Annotated in this window: 15 protein-coding genes and 1 pseudogene; 14 read left to right on the top strand and 2 right to left on the bottom strand. The window is 70.7% G+C overall.

What is annotated here, in order from left to right:
* Positions 1-140 precede the first annotated feature (140 nt).
* From serC to ACERMF_RS07675, 3 genes are all read left to right on the top strand, one after another.
* Positions 141-1256 carry a phosphoserine transaminase gene (gene serC, locus ACERMF_RS07685; RefSeq protein ID WP_373668469.1) on the top strand — a complete coding sequence of 372 codons (1116 nt, stop codon included), beginning with the start codon at positions 141-143 and terminating at the stop codon, positions 1254-1256.
* 94 nt (positions 1257-1350) lie between these two features.
* Complete coding sequence (gene lat, locus ACERMF_RS07680; RefSeq protein ID WP_373668814.1) at positions 1351-2661, top strand: L-lysine 6-transaminase; 1311 nt, start codon at positions 1351-1353, stop codon at positions 2659-2661.
* A 35-nt stretch (positions 2662-2696) separates the two neighbouring features.
* A complete protein-coding gene (locus ACERMF_RS07675; protein WP_373668468.1) occupies positions 2697-4247 on the top strand; it encodes an aldehyde dehydrogenase family protein in 1551 nt (516 codons plus the stop codon).
* Between the two features lie 3 nt (positions 4248-4250).
* Here the strand turns inward: ACERMF_RS07675 and ACERMF_RS07670 are convergent, their stop codons facing one another.
* Both ACERMF_RS07670 and ACERMF_RS07665 read right to left on the bottom strand, forming a co-directional pair.
* A complete protein-coding gene (locus ACERMF_RS07670) occupies positions 4251-5150 on the bottom strand; it encodes a PAC2 family protein (RefSeq protein WP_373668467.1) in 900 nt (299 codons plus the stop codon).
* 147 nt (positions 5151-5297) lie between these two features.
* Complete coding sequence (locus ACERMF_RS07665; RefSeq protein WP_373668466.1) at positions 5298-5699, bottom strand: hypothetical protein; 402 nt, start codon at positions 5697-5699, stop codon at positions 5298-5300.
* 134 nt (positions 5700-5833) lie between these two features.
* Between ACERMF_RS07665 and ACERMF_RS07660 the strand changes: the two genes are divergently transcribed.
* The 11 genes and pseudogenes from ACERMF_RS07660 to ACERMF_RS07610 all read left to right on the top strand — a co-directional run bounded on the left by ACERMF_RS07660 (position 5834) and on the right by ACERMF_RS07610 (position 13577).
* Entirely contained in the window at positions 5834-7045 is a 1212-nt protein-coding gene (locus tag ACERMF_RS07660) for a hypothetical protein (RefSeq protein WP_373668465.1), read from the top strand.
* Positions 7046-7143: 98 nt separating this feature from the next.
* Entirely contained in the window at positions 7144-7407 is a 264-nt protein-coding gene (locus ACERMF_RS07655; protein ID WP_373668464.1) for a hypothetical protein, read from the top strand.
* A gap of 37 nt (positions 7408-7444) precedes the next feature.
* Positions 7445-8101, top strand: coding sequence for a ribonuclease H (locus tag ACERMF_RS07650; RefSeq protein WP_373668463.1), 657 nt, complete (start codon positions 7445-7447; stop codon positions 8099-8101).
* Between the two features lie 43 nt (positions 8102-8144).
* Complete coding sequence (locus ACERMF_RS07645) at positions 8145-9143, top strand: ATP-binding cassette domain-containing protein (protein ID WP_373668462.1); 999 nt, start codon at positions 8145-8147, stop codon at positions 9141-9143.
* Positions 9140-9949, top strand: a complete 810-nt coding sequence (locus ACERMF_RS07640; protein WP_373668461.1) for an ABC transporter permease — start codon at positions 9140-9142, stop codon at positions 9947-9949. Before ACERMF_RS07645 ends, ACERMF_RS07640 begins: the two co-directional genes overlap by 4 nt.
* Before the next feature lie 143 nt (positions 9950-10092).
* Complete coding sequence (locus ACERMF_RS07635; protein ID WP_373668460.1) at positions 10093-10368, top strand: GlsB/YeaQ/YmgE family stress response membrane protein; 276 nt, start codon at positions 10093-10095, stop codon at positions 10366-10368.
* Positions 10369-10935: 567 nt separating this feature from the next.
* Positions 10936-11883 carry a hypothetical protein gene (locus ACERMF_RS07630; protein WP_373668459.1) on the top strand — a complete coding sequence of 316 codons (948 nt, stop codon included), beginning with the start codon at positions 10936-10938 and terminating at the stop codon, positions 11881-11883.
* Positions 11884-11979: 96 nt separating this feature from the next.
* On the top strand, positions 11980-12348 hold the full coding sequence (locus ACERMF_RS07625; protein WP_373668458.1) for an SET domain-containing protein-lysine N-methyltransferase: 369 nt from the start codon (positions 11980-11982) through the stop codon (positions 12346-12348).
* A gap of 84 nt (positions 12349-12432) precedes the next feature.
* The gene (locus tag ACERMF_RS07620; RefSeq protein WP_373668457.1) at positions 12433-12621 is read left to right on the top strand and encodes a type II toxin-antitoxin system CcdA family antitoxin; all 189 of its coding nucleotides are present in this window, start codon (positions 12433-12435) and stop codon (positions 12619-12621) included.
* Positions 12622-12639: 18 nt separating this feature from the next.
* Positions 12640-12930, top strand: a pseudogene (locus ACERMF_RS07615) (type II toxin-antitoxin system PemK/MazF family toxin); the annotation flags it as partial.
* A gap of 236 nt (positions 12931-13166) precedes the next feature.
* Complete coding sequence (locus ACERMF_RS07610) at positions 13167-13577, top strand: hypothetical protein (RefSeq protein WP_373668456.1); 411 nt, start codon at positions 13167-13169, stop codon at positions 13575-13577.
* Positions 13578-13604: the final 27 nt, after the last annotated feature.

Raw genomic sequence — 13604 nt, 5'->3', positions numbered from 1 at the left:
CTCACTTCGGGGGGATCGGTGGGGCGGAGGCCGGTTGCGAGCCTATCCACCGTGCGGTTGGCGTCATCTCGGCGGAGCGGGTTGACTCGTCCGCCCCGGTCGGTGCGTCGCCGACCGCCCTGCGCCCGGAGGCACGCCCCATGTCCGATCTCGTCCTGCCCTCCGAGCTGTTGCCCGCCGACGGGCGCTTCGGCTGCGGCCCCTCCAAGGTGCGCCCGGAGGCGCTGGCACGTCTCGCGGAGGTCGGTGACCAGCTGTTGGGCACCTCCCATCGGCAGCCGCGGGTGAAGGACCAGGTCCGGCGCCTCCAGGAGGGCCTGGCCACGCTGTTCGACCTCCCCGACGGCTACGAGATCCTGCTGTCGGTCGGCGGCGCGACGGCGTTCTGGGACGCGGCCGCGTTCGGCATCGTCGAACGTCGCGCACGCCACTACGTGTTCGGCGAGTTCAGCGGCAAATTCGCCGCCGCGACGGCCGCGGCGCCGTGGCTCGACGACCCCGACGTGGTGAAGGTCGACCCCGGGTCGGTGCCCGCACCATCACCCGCCGAGGGTTGCGACGTGCAGGCGTTCACCCACAACGAGACCTCCACGGGGGTCATGCAGCAGCCCCGCCGGGTCGACGACGCCCTGGTCGTGGTGGATGCCACCTCCGGTGCCGGGGGGCTACCTGTCGACCTCGCCGCCACCGACGTGTACTACTTCAGCCTGCAGAAGGGGTTCGCGTCCGAAGGCGGGCTCGTGGTGGCGATCCTCTCGCCGGCCGCCGTCGAACGCATCGTGCGGATCGCCGAGAGCGATCGTTACGTGCCGACGTTCCTCGACCTCGCGACCGCGCTGGACAACAGCCGCAAGCACCAGACCTACAACACCCCCAGCGTCTCCACGGTGTTCCTCGCGGCGGAGCAGGTCGACTGGATGAACGCGACCTTCGGCGGGCTCGACGGGGTGGTCGCCGAGCAGCGGCGCAAGGCCGACGCCGTCTACCGCTGGGCCGAGTCGCGCGCGTGGGCCCAGCCCTTCGTCGCCGAGGCCGAGGCGCGCTCGCTGGTGGTCGCCACCATCGACCTCGACGACACGATCAGCGCCGACGAGGTGAACGCCGTGCTGCGTGCCAACGGCATCCTCGACACCGACGCCTACCGCAAGCTCGGACGCAACCAGCTGCGGCTCGGCATGTTCCCGGCGGTCGATCTGGCCGACGTCGAGGCCTACACCGCATGCGTCGATCACGTCGTCGAGCAACTCCGCGGCTGAACGCGTGCGCCTATCGGTCGGGGGGCCGATGCGTCCGCCGCCGGGCGAGGGGAGGGGTCTAGCGTCGCGGCACGCCTTCGAAGGGAGCTCGATGATCACGCCGGACCGCGTCCAGGAGGTCCTGGGTCGCCACATGCTCGTGGACGGCTACGACTTCGTGCTGGACCTCGACGCCAGCGCCGGCGCACGCCTGGTCGACGCGCGGACCGGCACGAGCTACCTCGACCTGTTCACGTTCTTCGCGTCCAACGCGCTGGGCATGAACCACCCGGCGCTGACCGCGGCGGACACGCAAGCGTCGCTGGCACGGGCGGCCACGCACAAGCCGTCCAACTCCGACGTGTACACGGTCGAACTGGCGGCGTTCGTCGACGCGTTCGAGCGCGTCCTCGGTGATCCGTCGCTGCCGTACCTGTTCCTGGTGGAGGGCGGCGGGCTCGCGGTCGAGAACGCGATCAAGACCGCCTTCGACTTCAAGTCACGCCACAACGAGGCAGCCGGCCGCGACCCGGCGCTCGGCATGCAGGTCCTGCACCTGTCGGGCGCGTTCCACGGGCGCACCGGCTACACCATGAGCCTGACCAACACCGACCCCAACAAGGTGGCCCGCTTCCCGAAGTTCGCCTGGCCACGGATCGACACGCCGGCGCTCGCGTTCCCGCTCGGGCCGAACGCCGACGCCAACCTCGCCGCCGAGGATCAAGCGCTGCGGCAGGCCCGGGAGGCCTTCGCCGCCGCACCGCACGACATCGCCTGCATCCTGGTCGAGCCGATCCAGGGCGAGGGTGGCGACCGTCACCTCTCGCCGCGGTTCCTGCAGCAGTTGCAGGAGCTCGCCCACGAACACGACGCGCTGTTCGTCTGTGACGAGGTGCAGACCGGCGTCGGGCTGACGGGCACGCCGTGGGCCTACCAGCAGCTCGGGTTGACCCCCGACGTCGTGGCGTTCGGCAAGAAGACGCACGTGTGCGGCGTCATGGCCGGCGGTCGACTCGACGAGGTCGACGGCCACGTGTTCCGCACCTCGTCGCGGATCAACTCCACGTTCGGTGGCGGGCTCGCCGACATCGTGCGCGCCACCGTGATGCTGCAGGTGATCGAACGTGACGGTCTCGTCGAACGTGCCGCGAAGCTCGGCGAGGTCCTGCTCGACCGGCTCCACGGATTGGCGCAGCGCCACCCGATGGTCGGCGGCGTCCGTGGCCGCGGACTCATGTGCGCGCTCGACCTGCCGGACGCCGCTACGCGCGACACCGTCACCGCGCGGCTGTTCGCCGACGAGCACGTGTTCCTGCTCGGCTGTGGCGAACGGACCCTGCGCTTCCGTCCCACGCTGACCGTGACCGAGGACGAACTCGAGCACGGCGTCGCGGCGCTCGACCGCGTCCTGACCGACCTCTCCTGACTCGACGGCCGTGCGCCGGAGAAAGGCCCAGCATCATGGCGACCCTGCACGAACTCGGCTCACGCATCAACGGCGAGACCGTCGACGGTGGCGAGGTGGTCGAACTGCGCAGTCCGGGTGACCTCGACGACGTCATCGGGCGCGTCAACCTCGCGACGGCAGACACGTTCCTGAAGGCGGCCGCCGCCGCAGCCGCGGCACAGGACGGCTGGGCCGCCACGCCCGCCCCCGTACGCGGCGGCGCCATCGGTGACCTCGGACGCATCGTCGCCAACAACAAGGAGGCGCTCGCGCGGCTCGTGACCCGCGAGATCGGCAAGCCGTACGCCGAGGCGCTTGGCGAGGTGCAGGAGGTCATCGACACCTGCGTCTTCTTCGCCTCCGAAGGGCGACGCCTGTACGGCCAGACCGTGCCGAGCGAAATGCCGGACAAGCAGCTCTTCACCTTCCGTGAGCCGGTCGGCACGATGGCCGTCATCACGGCCGGCAACTTCCCGATCGCCGTGCCCTCGTGGTACCTCGTGCCGGCCCTGCTCGCGGGCAACACGGTGGTGTGGAAGCCCGCCGAGTATGCACCCGCGATCGCCGACGCCTTCGTGCGTTGCATCGAGGCCGCGGGCATCCCGGCCGGCGTCGTCCAGCTCGTCGTCGCCGACGGGCAGGAGACGGCAGCCGGGCTGGAACAGGCGCTCGAAGCCGGCCACCTGCACAAGGTCGGCTTCACGGGCTCGTCCGCCGTGGGTCGGGACATCGCGGCCCTGTGCGGCCGGCACCTGGTGACGCCGACCCTGGAGCTCGGCGGCAAGAACCCGCTGGTCGTAATGCCCGACGCCGACCTCGACCTCGCGGTGGAGGGCGCGTTGTTCTCCGGCTTCGGCACGGCCGGTCAGCGTTGCACCTCACTCGGGGTGGCGATCGTCCACGAGTCGGTCCACGCCACCTTCCTGGAGCGCTTCACCCGCGCGGTCGAGGCTGCGGCGGTCGGCGACCCGTACGAGCCGGTGCTGTTCGGCCCGATGATCTCGCAGCGGTTCGCCGACGGCTTCGAGAAGTGGCTCGGCGAGATCCAGCCCCACCACCGCACGTCGGGCTCGCAGGGGCTCGGACGCATCACGGCCGACAACCCCCGTGACGGATTCGTCGGCGACGCGTCCAAGGGGTTGTTCGAGCACCCCGTCATCGTCGACGGCGTCACCGCCGAGGACGCCCTGTACCGCAACGAGACGTTCGGCCCCGTCGTCCCGGTCGCGACGTTCGACGGCTTCGACGAGGCGATCGCGCTCGCCAACGGCCACGGGTACGGACTGTCCTCGGCGATCTACACCAACGACCCGACGTCCGCGTTCCGGTTCCGCGAGCAGGTCTCGGCCGGCATGGTCAGCGTGAACAACTCCACGTCCGGCGCCGAGGCACACCTGCCCTTCGGCGGCAACGGCAAGTCGGGCAACGGCGCACGACAGTCCGGGATCTGGATGCTGGACCAGGTGACCCGCTGGCAGAGCATGAACTGGGACTTCAGCGGCAAGCTGCAGAAGGCGCAGATGGACGTGGCCGAGATGGAGGCGGACCTCGACTTCACCCTCTGAGCGTCACTCCGTCCGGCCGCTGAGGAAGCGCTCGATCTCCGCGGCCAGCTCGTCCGCCGAGGGCACCGGCACCTCGCTCAGTTCGCTGCCCGAGGTGCCGCCCTCCGCGAGCCGTTCGGCCTCGACCTCGGCGTCGTAGAGGCGCTCGAGCTGGCGGACGTGCTCGGTGACCTCCTCGGAGGAGGCGGCAGCCAGGTCGAGCTTGGCACGGTTGTCGCTGGCCGCCTCGTCGAACTGGCTCAGGTCGACCGGTGTGCCGAGGTAGCCGGTGAAGCGCTCGAGCAGCGCCCGGGCGCCGTCGGGGTAGTCGCCGGCGATGTAGTGGGGGATGCGTGCCCACAGGCCGAGCGTGGTGATGCCGGCCGACGCCAGCAGCGCCTCCATCGCCGACTGGCACGACGACGGCACGACCAGCGGTTCGTGGGGCCGTCCCATGCGCTCGAGCAGCTGCAGGTCGTTGGAGGTGGCCAGGACCTGCACGGGGCGGGTGTGGGGGATCGGGCCCGGTACCGCACCCAGGCCGACGTAGCGGGTGGCACCGAAGTGGCGGGCGAGCGCGACCAGGTCACGGCCGAGCTTCTGCCAGGCGAGGTCGGGTTCGGCGCCGGTCACCAGGATCAGCGCCGGACCGCTGGACGGACGCAACGCCTCGACGGTCAACTCCGGCCACACGGGCTGCGCGAGTACCCCGCGGTCGATGCTCAGCTGGGGGCGGCGGTCGCGGTAGTCGTAGAGCGCGTCACCGTCGAAGCTACCGATCCGGATCGGGTCGGCGACCTGGCGCAGTGCATCCGCGGCCGCCGTGCCGCCCTCACCGGCGTCGGTCCAGCCGTCGAACGAGAGCACCAGCACGGGGTCGGGCCCGAGGTCGTCGGTGGCGGGGTCGAGTCGCAGGAGTTCCATGCGCCCAAACGTAGCGGCGCGCCCTCGTCCCCCTGCCCCCACCTTGCGTCCCCCACGCGCAGGGCGGTTCCCCGCAACGAACAGGGGATGGCGTGGACCCGATGCGGGTCGCACGCCATCCCCTGGCGTCGAGCGGTTCGCCCGGTGTTACAGGTCGTTCGGGCGCACCGTGCCGCGACCGTTGCCCTTGGCCCGGGCGACGGCGCGCGTGAGTACCTCGTGCACGTGGGCGTTGAGGGCCTCGACGAGATCCGAGGACATGCGCACGTCCTGGGACCGCACCGCTTCACGCAGCTTCGAGGTGACGATGAGGTTCTCACCGCCGGTGCTCGTCGCCCGTGCTGCGGTCTTCTTCGCCGACGACTTGGCCGCGGTCTTCTTCGCGGCCGTCTTCTTCGCGGCGGTCTTCTTGCCCGTCGACGTGGCCGCGGTCTTCTTCGCTGCGGTCTTCTTCGCCGTCGACGTGGCCGCGGTCTTCTTCGCGGCGGTCTTCTTGGCCGACGACTTGGCGGCCGTCTTCTTGGCTGCGGTCTTCTTGGCGGATGCCATCGGGTTCGTGCCTCCCATCGGGTGCCGTACCACCCCACGGCGGTACACGGCGGAGACTGTAGAGAAACCTGTGCAACCCTCCTAGTACCGGTCTCGGTCCATCTGGCCGGCCAATCGAGCAGGAACGCGGCTTCGTGGAAGAACTGAATGTCGGGACGGCGCGCTGGTTGGTCGACGTCGGCCGTGCACTGGTCGCGTCGACGACGGCAGAACTCGACGCCGGCGCGACCGAGGTGGCGGTGGTGGCGGCGCTGCGCGGACAGGGCCTGACGGCGCCGCGGACCGCAGCGGTCGTGGCCGCTGCCAGCGCACGACGACGCGCCCGCGACCGTTGGCCACAGGCGGAACGGTTGCTGTTCACCCGCGAAGGGCTCGAGCAGGCGAGCGATCCCGAGGTCAGCGCATGGCGGACACGGCGACTCGCCGGGCAGGCGGTGTGGGACCTGTGCAGCGGTCTCGGAGGTGACGCGCTGGCGGCGGCTGAGAACGGCGCGACGGTGACGGCGGTCGACCTCGACGAAGCGCGGCTGGTACTGCTCGAGCACAACGCCCGGGCGCTCGACCTCGACGTGGTGACGCGGCCCGGCGATGCACTCGCGGTCGAGGTCCCCGACGGTGCCCTCGTCCATGCCGACCCGGGTCGCCGCCGCGCCGACGGTCGGCGTATCCGTCGACTCGCCGAACACCTGCCACCCGTCGGCGCGTTGGTGGCGAGGCACGCCTCGTCGCGCGGACTCGCGGTCGTGCTCTCGCCCGCGGTCGACCTCGATGATCCCGAGCTGCCTCCAGCCGCCGAACTGGAGTTCGTGCAGTTCGCCGGCACGCTGCGGGAATCGGTCGCATGGACCGGCGCCCTGCGCACCGCCGGGGTCGCCGCCCGTGCCACGCTGCTCCCCGGCGGACACACGCGCCCACGGCACACGGACGCACCGCGCCTGCGCCGCCCGGTCGGCGAGGTCGGCGGCGTGCTGATCGAGGTCGCACCGGCCGCCGTCCGCGCCCGGCTTCACGACGAGATCGGCGCCGAGATCGGTGCGCGCCGCGTGGCCGAGACACGGGCACTGCTGACCGCGGACGACGTCCCCACGCCGAGCCCCTGGTACGACCACCGCGAGATCCATGCCGTGCTGCCGCCACGACCGAAGCCGGTCCGAACGTGGCTGCGGACGCGGGACGTCGACGCGGTCGAGTTCGCCAGCCACGGCCTGCCGCTGGACACGCCCGCATGGTGGCGCGCGCTGGGGCGGCCACCGCGCGGGCCGGCCGGTTGGCGTATCGAACTGGTCAGAACGGACGACGGGGGACGAGTACTGGTCACGCGAGTTGCCTCCGAAGCGCCCGTGTGAGCAGTACGGTGCGAGCTCGGTAGTAGCTCTGATGGACCCGGGACCTCCGGACGCAGTCGATGCACGGGAGGGCCGGCAGCGGCAGGTAGGCTGGAGCCATGGACGAGACGACGTTTCCCGCTGGCGGTACGGCCCTTGCCGACGTGCCCGCTACCCGCTCCTGCACCCGCTGCGACGGTGAGCAGCACCTCATCGGGGGCATGATCGGCCTCGGCAAGTACCGCTGCGAGACCTGCTCGATGACGGTCGGGTTCGACCTCGAGGCCGAACCGGCCGAGTTCCTGATCGACCGCGGTCTGCCCAGCCGGTACACACGCGACGTCTTCGGCTCGCGCCTGCTGGTCACCGAACAGCGGCTGTAGTCCGGCTGGTCGCGCCGGGTCAGTAGGCTCGCGCACCATGTCCGAGACCACGCCCCTTCGCTGCAGCTCCTGCGGGGACACCTTCGTGCCCTCCGCCGAACTCCTGGCGCGCTTTCCCGGGTGGACGCCCAGGACGTGCACCCGTTGCTACCGGGGGAGCAGTCGGTCCGCGCCACGTTCGGGCAGTCGGTCGCGTGCGAGGTTCGCCGGTGAGGAACAGCTCACGCTGGCCGAGGTGCTCGACAAGTACCGCGACGGTCCCGACACCGGCGTGTTCACCGACGGCTCCGCCAGCCCCAACCCCGGGCCCGGTGGCTGGGGGGCGGTGTACGTGGTCGACGGCGAGGTCATCGCCACCGACCACGGGTCCGAGCCACACACCACCAACAACCGCATGGAGCTGACCGCCCTGTTGCGTGGCATCGAACTCGTGCCCGCCGGTACCCCTGCGACCGTCTACAGCGACTCCAACCTCGCCGTCCGCACCGTCAACGAATGGGCCGCCGGCTGGGCGAAGCGGGGCTGGCGGCGCAAGACCGGCCCGGTCGAGAACCTCGACCTCGTGCAGCCCCTGTACGAGGCCGTCTCGGCGCGTCCGGAGCTGGAACTGCGCTGGATCAAGGCCCACGCCGGCAACCGGTGGAACGAGTATGCCGACAGCCTGGCGACCGCCTACGCACGCGAGCGGCTGTGACGACGGCGACGGGGCGGTCGTCCCTACCCGGAGCACTCACCGCATGAGTACCGCGGTCCGCGTCGAACAGGTCCGAAAGCGTTTCGGCGGTGACGAAGCGCTCGCCGGCGTCGACCTCGAGGTCGCCCGCGGCGAGGTCCTGGGGCTCCTCGGGCCCAACGGAGCCGGCAAGACGACCCTCGTGCGCGTGCTGGCCACGCTGTTGCCGCCGGACGGCGGGCGCGCCGAGGTGTTCGGGCACGACGTCGTCGAGGAGGCGTCGCGGGTGCGGCGCCTGATCGGGTTGACCGGCCAGTACGCCGCGGTCGACGAGCTGCTCACCGGCCGCGAGAACCTGCGCATGTTCGGCGAACTGTTTCACCTGCCGGTCCGCGACGCGCGCCGCCGGGCCGACGAACTGCTCGAGCGGTTCGACCTCGCCACCGCCGGTGACCGTCCGGCCCGCACCTACTCCGGCGGAATGCGGCGACGGCTGGACCTGGCCTCGAGCCTGCTCGTCTCACCGCAACTGCTGTTCCTCGACGAGCCGACCACCGGCCTCGACCCGCGCAGCCGCAACGCGATCTGGGACGTCACCCGCGAGCTGGTCCGCGAGGGCACCACGTTGCTGCTCACCACGCAGTACCTCGAGGAAGCCGACGTGCTCGCCGACCGGATCGCGGTGATCGACGCCGGCCGGATCATCGCCCAGGGGACCGGCGACCAGCTCAAGGACCGCATCGGCGGGCAGGTCGTCGACGTGCTGCTGCAACCCGACACCGACATCGAGGCGGCGCTGCAGGCGCTGCCCGGCGCCGAACGCGCACCCGAGCCGCGACGACTGCTCGTCCACGTCGAGGAGGACGAGGCCCTGCGGGTGCTCGCCGACGTCGCCACCCGGTTGCGGGAAGCCGACGTGGCCGTCCGCGACGTCGGCCTGCGTCGGCCGACCCTCGACGACGTCTTCCTCGAGCTCACCGGCGACCGTGCCGGCGACCCGCCCCCCGACGGCCCCGCGCTCCCACCCGACGACCAGGACCCCGACCAGGAGTTGGCCTCGTGAGCGCATCCTCGCCGGCGCAGCCGCTCGACCACGGCGGCGCCAGACTCGCCGCCCGGGACGCCTGGACGGTCACCAAGCGAAACCTGCGCCACTTCCTGCGCCAACCTCGCCTGCTGGTGTTCTCCACCATCCAGCCCGTGATGTTCGTCGTGCTCTTCTCCGCCGTGTTCGGCGGCGTGGCCGCGGGCGCCCTGCCCGAGGGCGTGGACTACATCGACTTCCTGCTGCCAGGGATCTTCGTGCAGTCGGCCGCCTTCCGCTCCACCCAGACCGCGGTCGGGCTGGCCGAGGACCTCGAGCGCGGCGTCATCGACCGCTTCCGTTCCATGCCGATGTCGCGGTACGCGGTCCTCGCCGGGCGCACCTTCGCCGACCTGACACGCAACCTCGCCGTGCTGCTGCTCATGACCGCCGTCGGCTATGTCCTCGGGTTCCGCTTCACCGAGGGCCCGCTGGCGGCGCTCGCCGCGCTGGCGGTCGTCGGACTGTTCGGGTTCGTGCTCAGCTGGATCTTCACCTACGTCGCGCTCGCCGTACCGGGCGCCGAAGCCGCGCAGACCGCCGGGTTCGTGGCCGTCTTCCCGCTGGTCTTTGCCAGTTCCATCTTCGTCCCGGTCGAAACCATGCCGTCCTGGCTGCAGGGCTTCGCGGCGAACAGTCCGGTGACCGTGGCCGCCGACGCCTCGCGGGCCCTGTCCATCGGGGGGCCGACGCTGCGGCCGGTGCTGCTCACGCTGACGTGGGCACTGGCGATCCTGGCCATCGCCGTGCCCGCGTCGGTCCGCCGCTACCGCCGTATCGACTGACCGCCACGCCTGCGGCCGGCCGCGACGGTCGGTGACCAGCCGGCCAGCATCGCACCGATGACCGGCCAACGACCGGTACCCGGTACTCGCTCCGGGGCTCGCCCCTCGTCATCCTGTCGGCACGGATCGACAAGGAGCAATCCATGGGGATCATCGCCTTCATCCTGTTGGGCATCATCGCCGGCTACCTCGGCCGGCTCGTCATGCCCGGACGTCAGAAGATGGGTTTCGTCGCCACCGCCCTGCTCGGGATGGTGGGCTCGGTCGTCGGCGGGGTCCTGGCCTCGCTGGTCAGCGGCGAGGGCCTGCAGCTGGGCACCGCCGGACTCCTCGGTTCCATCATCGGTGTGCTCATCGTGCTGTTCATCGTCGAGCGCACCGGCCGGACGGATCGTGCCGACAACCGCCGTCGCGCCTGACCGAAACGCGACCAGCATCGGAGGCACCATGTCCGACCATCCGAAGCCGAGTGACGAAGAGATCGACGGTCAACCGGCACCCGAAACCCAGCCCGACGACACCAACCAGCCGGACGCCGATGGCGAGGGCCGCACCGACGAGAACTGACCGCACCTGACTTCCACCTGACCGACGAGCCGCCCTGTCTGCGCATGGGGCGGCTCGTTCTCGTTCGTCCGCTCCGGGCGTGCTGACCGCTTGCGCAGGGGGCGTTCCGCCCCCGAACCCCACGCTCCGCTCGCCAGCGTCGGCGCCTGCGGCGCCTCGCTGTCAGCCCCTGCTCCGGCGGTCACCACGCCCTTCGCTCCCGAGGCTCGGGCGGCCCAGCAGCTCCTATCGGGGTAGGAGGCGAGTTCCGCGTGTGCGCTGGTGGGACCCCGTGTGATCAATGCTGTTGATTTCCGGTGTCGGGCCGACTGGACACTGGCCGATCGGGTACCGTCTGTCCCGCCTTGGGGAGGGCGCTGATCCGACGGTTGGAGGCCGACGGTATGAGACGTTCGGAGCGTGCTCCGCGACGCCGCCGCATGCGGGCGACGAAGACGCTGCTGGTGGTCACGGCGCTGGTACTCGCGCCGGTGCCCTGGGTGCACCTGGTCGACGAGGAGCCGCCTGGCAACGCGTGGAAGCTCGACGGCCGCCTGGTCATCGAAGGTGAGGTCATCGACCCACCGGGTCGCTGGTCGTGGCTGACGGTCGGACGGCCGCCCATGGCGATCGAGGTACTCGCCGACCGGCTGGTCGACACCGGACACACCCGCAACATGCGCGCATCCGCGGGCGCCCAGCGGCCCCGGGTCAACGAGCCGGCCGCAGCGGCCGTCGGCCTCGCACGTGCCGGCGTCGACGTCACCTTCGGCCTGCTCGTCGAGGCCGTCGACCCGAAGTTCGACTTCCTTCCCGAGCAACTCGTCATCACCCGGATGAACGGCGTCGACCTGGTCGATCGTGCCGCATGGCAGGAAGCGGTCGGGCGGGCGCAGGAGCCGGTCATCTTCCGCTCCGCCGAGGGACGGACCTACGTGGGACCGGGTCCGTTGTTGCCGTACGAACAGATCCACGTGGTCGACCTCGCACCGGAGGAGCTCGACGCGGGCATCGGGGGCCAGTTCGCCGAACTGGCGCCGATCGGCTGGTTCCGTGACCTCGCCCTCGGTCGCTCGCACGGCCTGATGATCGCGCTGATGACCTACGCCGACGCCGCCGATCACGACCTCGCACACGGCCGGCACATCGCCGGAACGGGCGGGATCCGGGGCGACGGGGGAGTGACCCGCATCGGGGGACTGTTCGCCAAGGCCACCGCCGCCCGCAACCGGGGAGCCGACGTCCTGCTCTTCCCGGCGATCCAGGCCGGGGAGCTCGAGAACTTCAAACCGGGACGGATGCGCCTGCTCCCGGTCGACACCATCGACGAGGCGATCAAGCTGCTCGACGCGTCGGCGGCCGCCAAGCACGGGCTGCCCGTCAACTGAACCGGCAGCGGGGCACCGGTTGCACGTCATATAACGAGCTTACGGACCGGATGAGGCAGGCTTCGCGCTCCACGAGCCGTCACGAGGTGGATGTCGGTGTACGAAGTTCGCGAGTCGTCGGTCGCCGGACGCGGCCTGTTCGCCACCAGGAAGATCGCCGCGGACACGTTGCTGATGGAGGCGCCGGTCCTGGTGGTCGCCGCCGAGCAACGTGACGCGCTCCGCGAAACCATCGTCGACGACTACGTGTACGAGTGGGACGACGACGGCTCGGCCGGCCTGGTGCTCGGCGTGTCGTCGATGTGCAACCACAGTGCGGACCCGAACGCGTACCTGTGGCTGGTGCCCGAAACCGAGTCGGCCGAGCTGTGGTCGACCCGCGCCATCGCCAAGGACGAGGAGATCACGGTGTCGTACCGCGCCGAGGGCGGCGGCGACCTGTGGTTCGACGTCGTGGATCGCTGATCGACCCGTCGCTCGACCGTCACGGGCGAACGCATGCTGCATCACCGTGGTATGCGTCGCTACGTTGGCCATATGCGCACTTCGGTGATCCTCGATGACCAGCTCGCTGCCGAAGCGCGGGAGCTCGGGATCAACGTGTCCGAGGCTGCCCGGGAGGGACTGCGCCAGGCCATCCGCCTGCGCCGCGCCGAGCGTGACCGTGACGCCTACCTCGCCCGCCCCGAGGCCGAAGACGCCGACTGGGACGGGGCCGAGGCTTGGGGCGACGCGTGAGGCGCTGACGTCTGGCTCGCGGACGTCGGCGGGAAGCCTCGCCCCGTGCTGGTCATCACCCGGGACGAGGTGATCGACGTCCGCACGAACGTCACCGTGGCCGAGGTCACGACCCAGGCTCGGGGGCTGACCGTCGAGGTCGCGGTGAACGGCGGGGCGGGGATCGACACGTGGTCGGTCATCAACTGCGACGGCCTGCACACCATCGGTCAGCGCCGGCTGACGAAGCGGCTCGGCGCCGTCGACGACGACACGCTCGATGCGGTCTGCGGTGCACTCGCCATCGCCTTCGGGTGCGAAGCCGGCTAACGAGAGCCGCTCTCAGGACGAACAGCTTCGCGCCGCCGTTTCGCGGCCGCCTCAGTGACACTGACAGTGGAGCTCGCAGCTCCTCTCGGCAGTTGCCGCAATCCCCCATAAGCTACATTACGTAAACCTAGAATTCGCCGGCCGCTGCTCCCCGGTTCGACGACCGTCCTCGGATCGAATGCAACCTCCGCGTCGGGCGGTGCGTCTGGACAACGAACGAGACGAGGAGACGCCCTTTGCCAGTCAGGACCGCGAGCTTTCTCGGTGGCGCGATGCTTGCGCTCGTCGTCATTGGCACGGTCGGTGCCGTCACGGCCGACGACCCGTGGGAGCCAGAGCCGGTAGAGACGCCGGAGACGCCGGTGACACCGCGGGATCCGGATCCCCGCACCGCCGTCCCGAGCCTGCACCCCGCCGTGGAGGCTGCGTACCGGCGGGCGTGGACAGAACACGTCTGCATACCGGCTACCGGTGACGGAGATTCGTGCAGGACCCACGCTCGCTCGGAGGCCTGGCCCTTCGGAGATTTCGACCCGCTCGGAACCATCGCCGACACGTACAGCGAGCCGGGCTACTGCGACGGATTCTTCTTCTCCGAGGAGGGGCGCGCGTTCTGTGACGCGCTCGCTGCGTACTACTCCTCGTGACTGGGACGCGACGGAGCGAACCTCGCC

The sequence above is a fragment of the Egicoccus sp. AB-alg6-2 genome (assembly GCF_041821025.1).
Classification (GTDB): Bacteria; Actinomycetota; Nitriliruptoria; order Nitriliruptorales; family Nitriliruptoraceae; genus Egicoccus.
This window is presented reverse-complemented; position numbering and strand designations above follow the sequence as displayed.

What these genes read in the sequence shown, in the direction of transcription:
- serC (WP_373668469.1), top strand. Translation starts at nt 141, where the DNA reads ATGTCCGATCTCGTCCTGCCCTCCGAGCTGTTGCCCGCCGACGGGCGC.
- ACERMF_RS07675 (WP_373668468.1), top strand. Translation starts at nt 2,697, where the DNA reads ATGGCGACCCTGCACGAACTCGGCTCACGCATCAACGGCGAGACCGTC.
- ACERMF_RS07670 (WP_373668467.1), bottom strand. Translation starts at nt 5,150, where the DNA reads ATGGAACTCCTGCGACTCGACCCCGCCACCGACGACCTCGGGCCCGAC.
- ACERMF_RS07665 (WP_373668466.1), bottom strand. Translation starts at nt 5,699, where the DNA reads ATGGCATCCGCCAAGAAGACCGCAGCCAAGAAGACGGCCGCCAAGTCG.
- ACERMF_RS07655 (WP_373668464.1), top strand. Translation starts at nt 7,144, where the DNA reads ATGGACGAGACGACGTTTCCCGCTGGCGGTACGGCCCTTGCCGACGTG.
- ACERMF_RS07650 (WP_373668463.1), top strand. Translation starts at nt 7,445, where the DNA reads ATGTCCGAGACCACGCCCCTTCGCTGCAGCTCCTGCGGGGACACCTTC.
- ACERMF_RS07645 (WP_373668462.1), top strand. Translation starts at nt 8,145, where the DNA reads ATGAGTACCGCGGTCCGCGTCGAACAGGTCCGAAAGCGTTTCGGCGGT.
- ACERMF_RS07635 (WP_373668460.1), top strand. Translation starts at nt 10,093, where the DNA reads ATGGGGATCATCGCCTTCATCCTGTTGGGCATCATCGCCGGCTACCTC.
- ACERMF_RS07630 (WP_373668459.1), top strand. Translation starts at nt 10,936, where the DNA reads ATGCGGGCGACGAAGACGCTGCTGGTGGTCACGGCGCTGGTACTCGCG.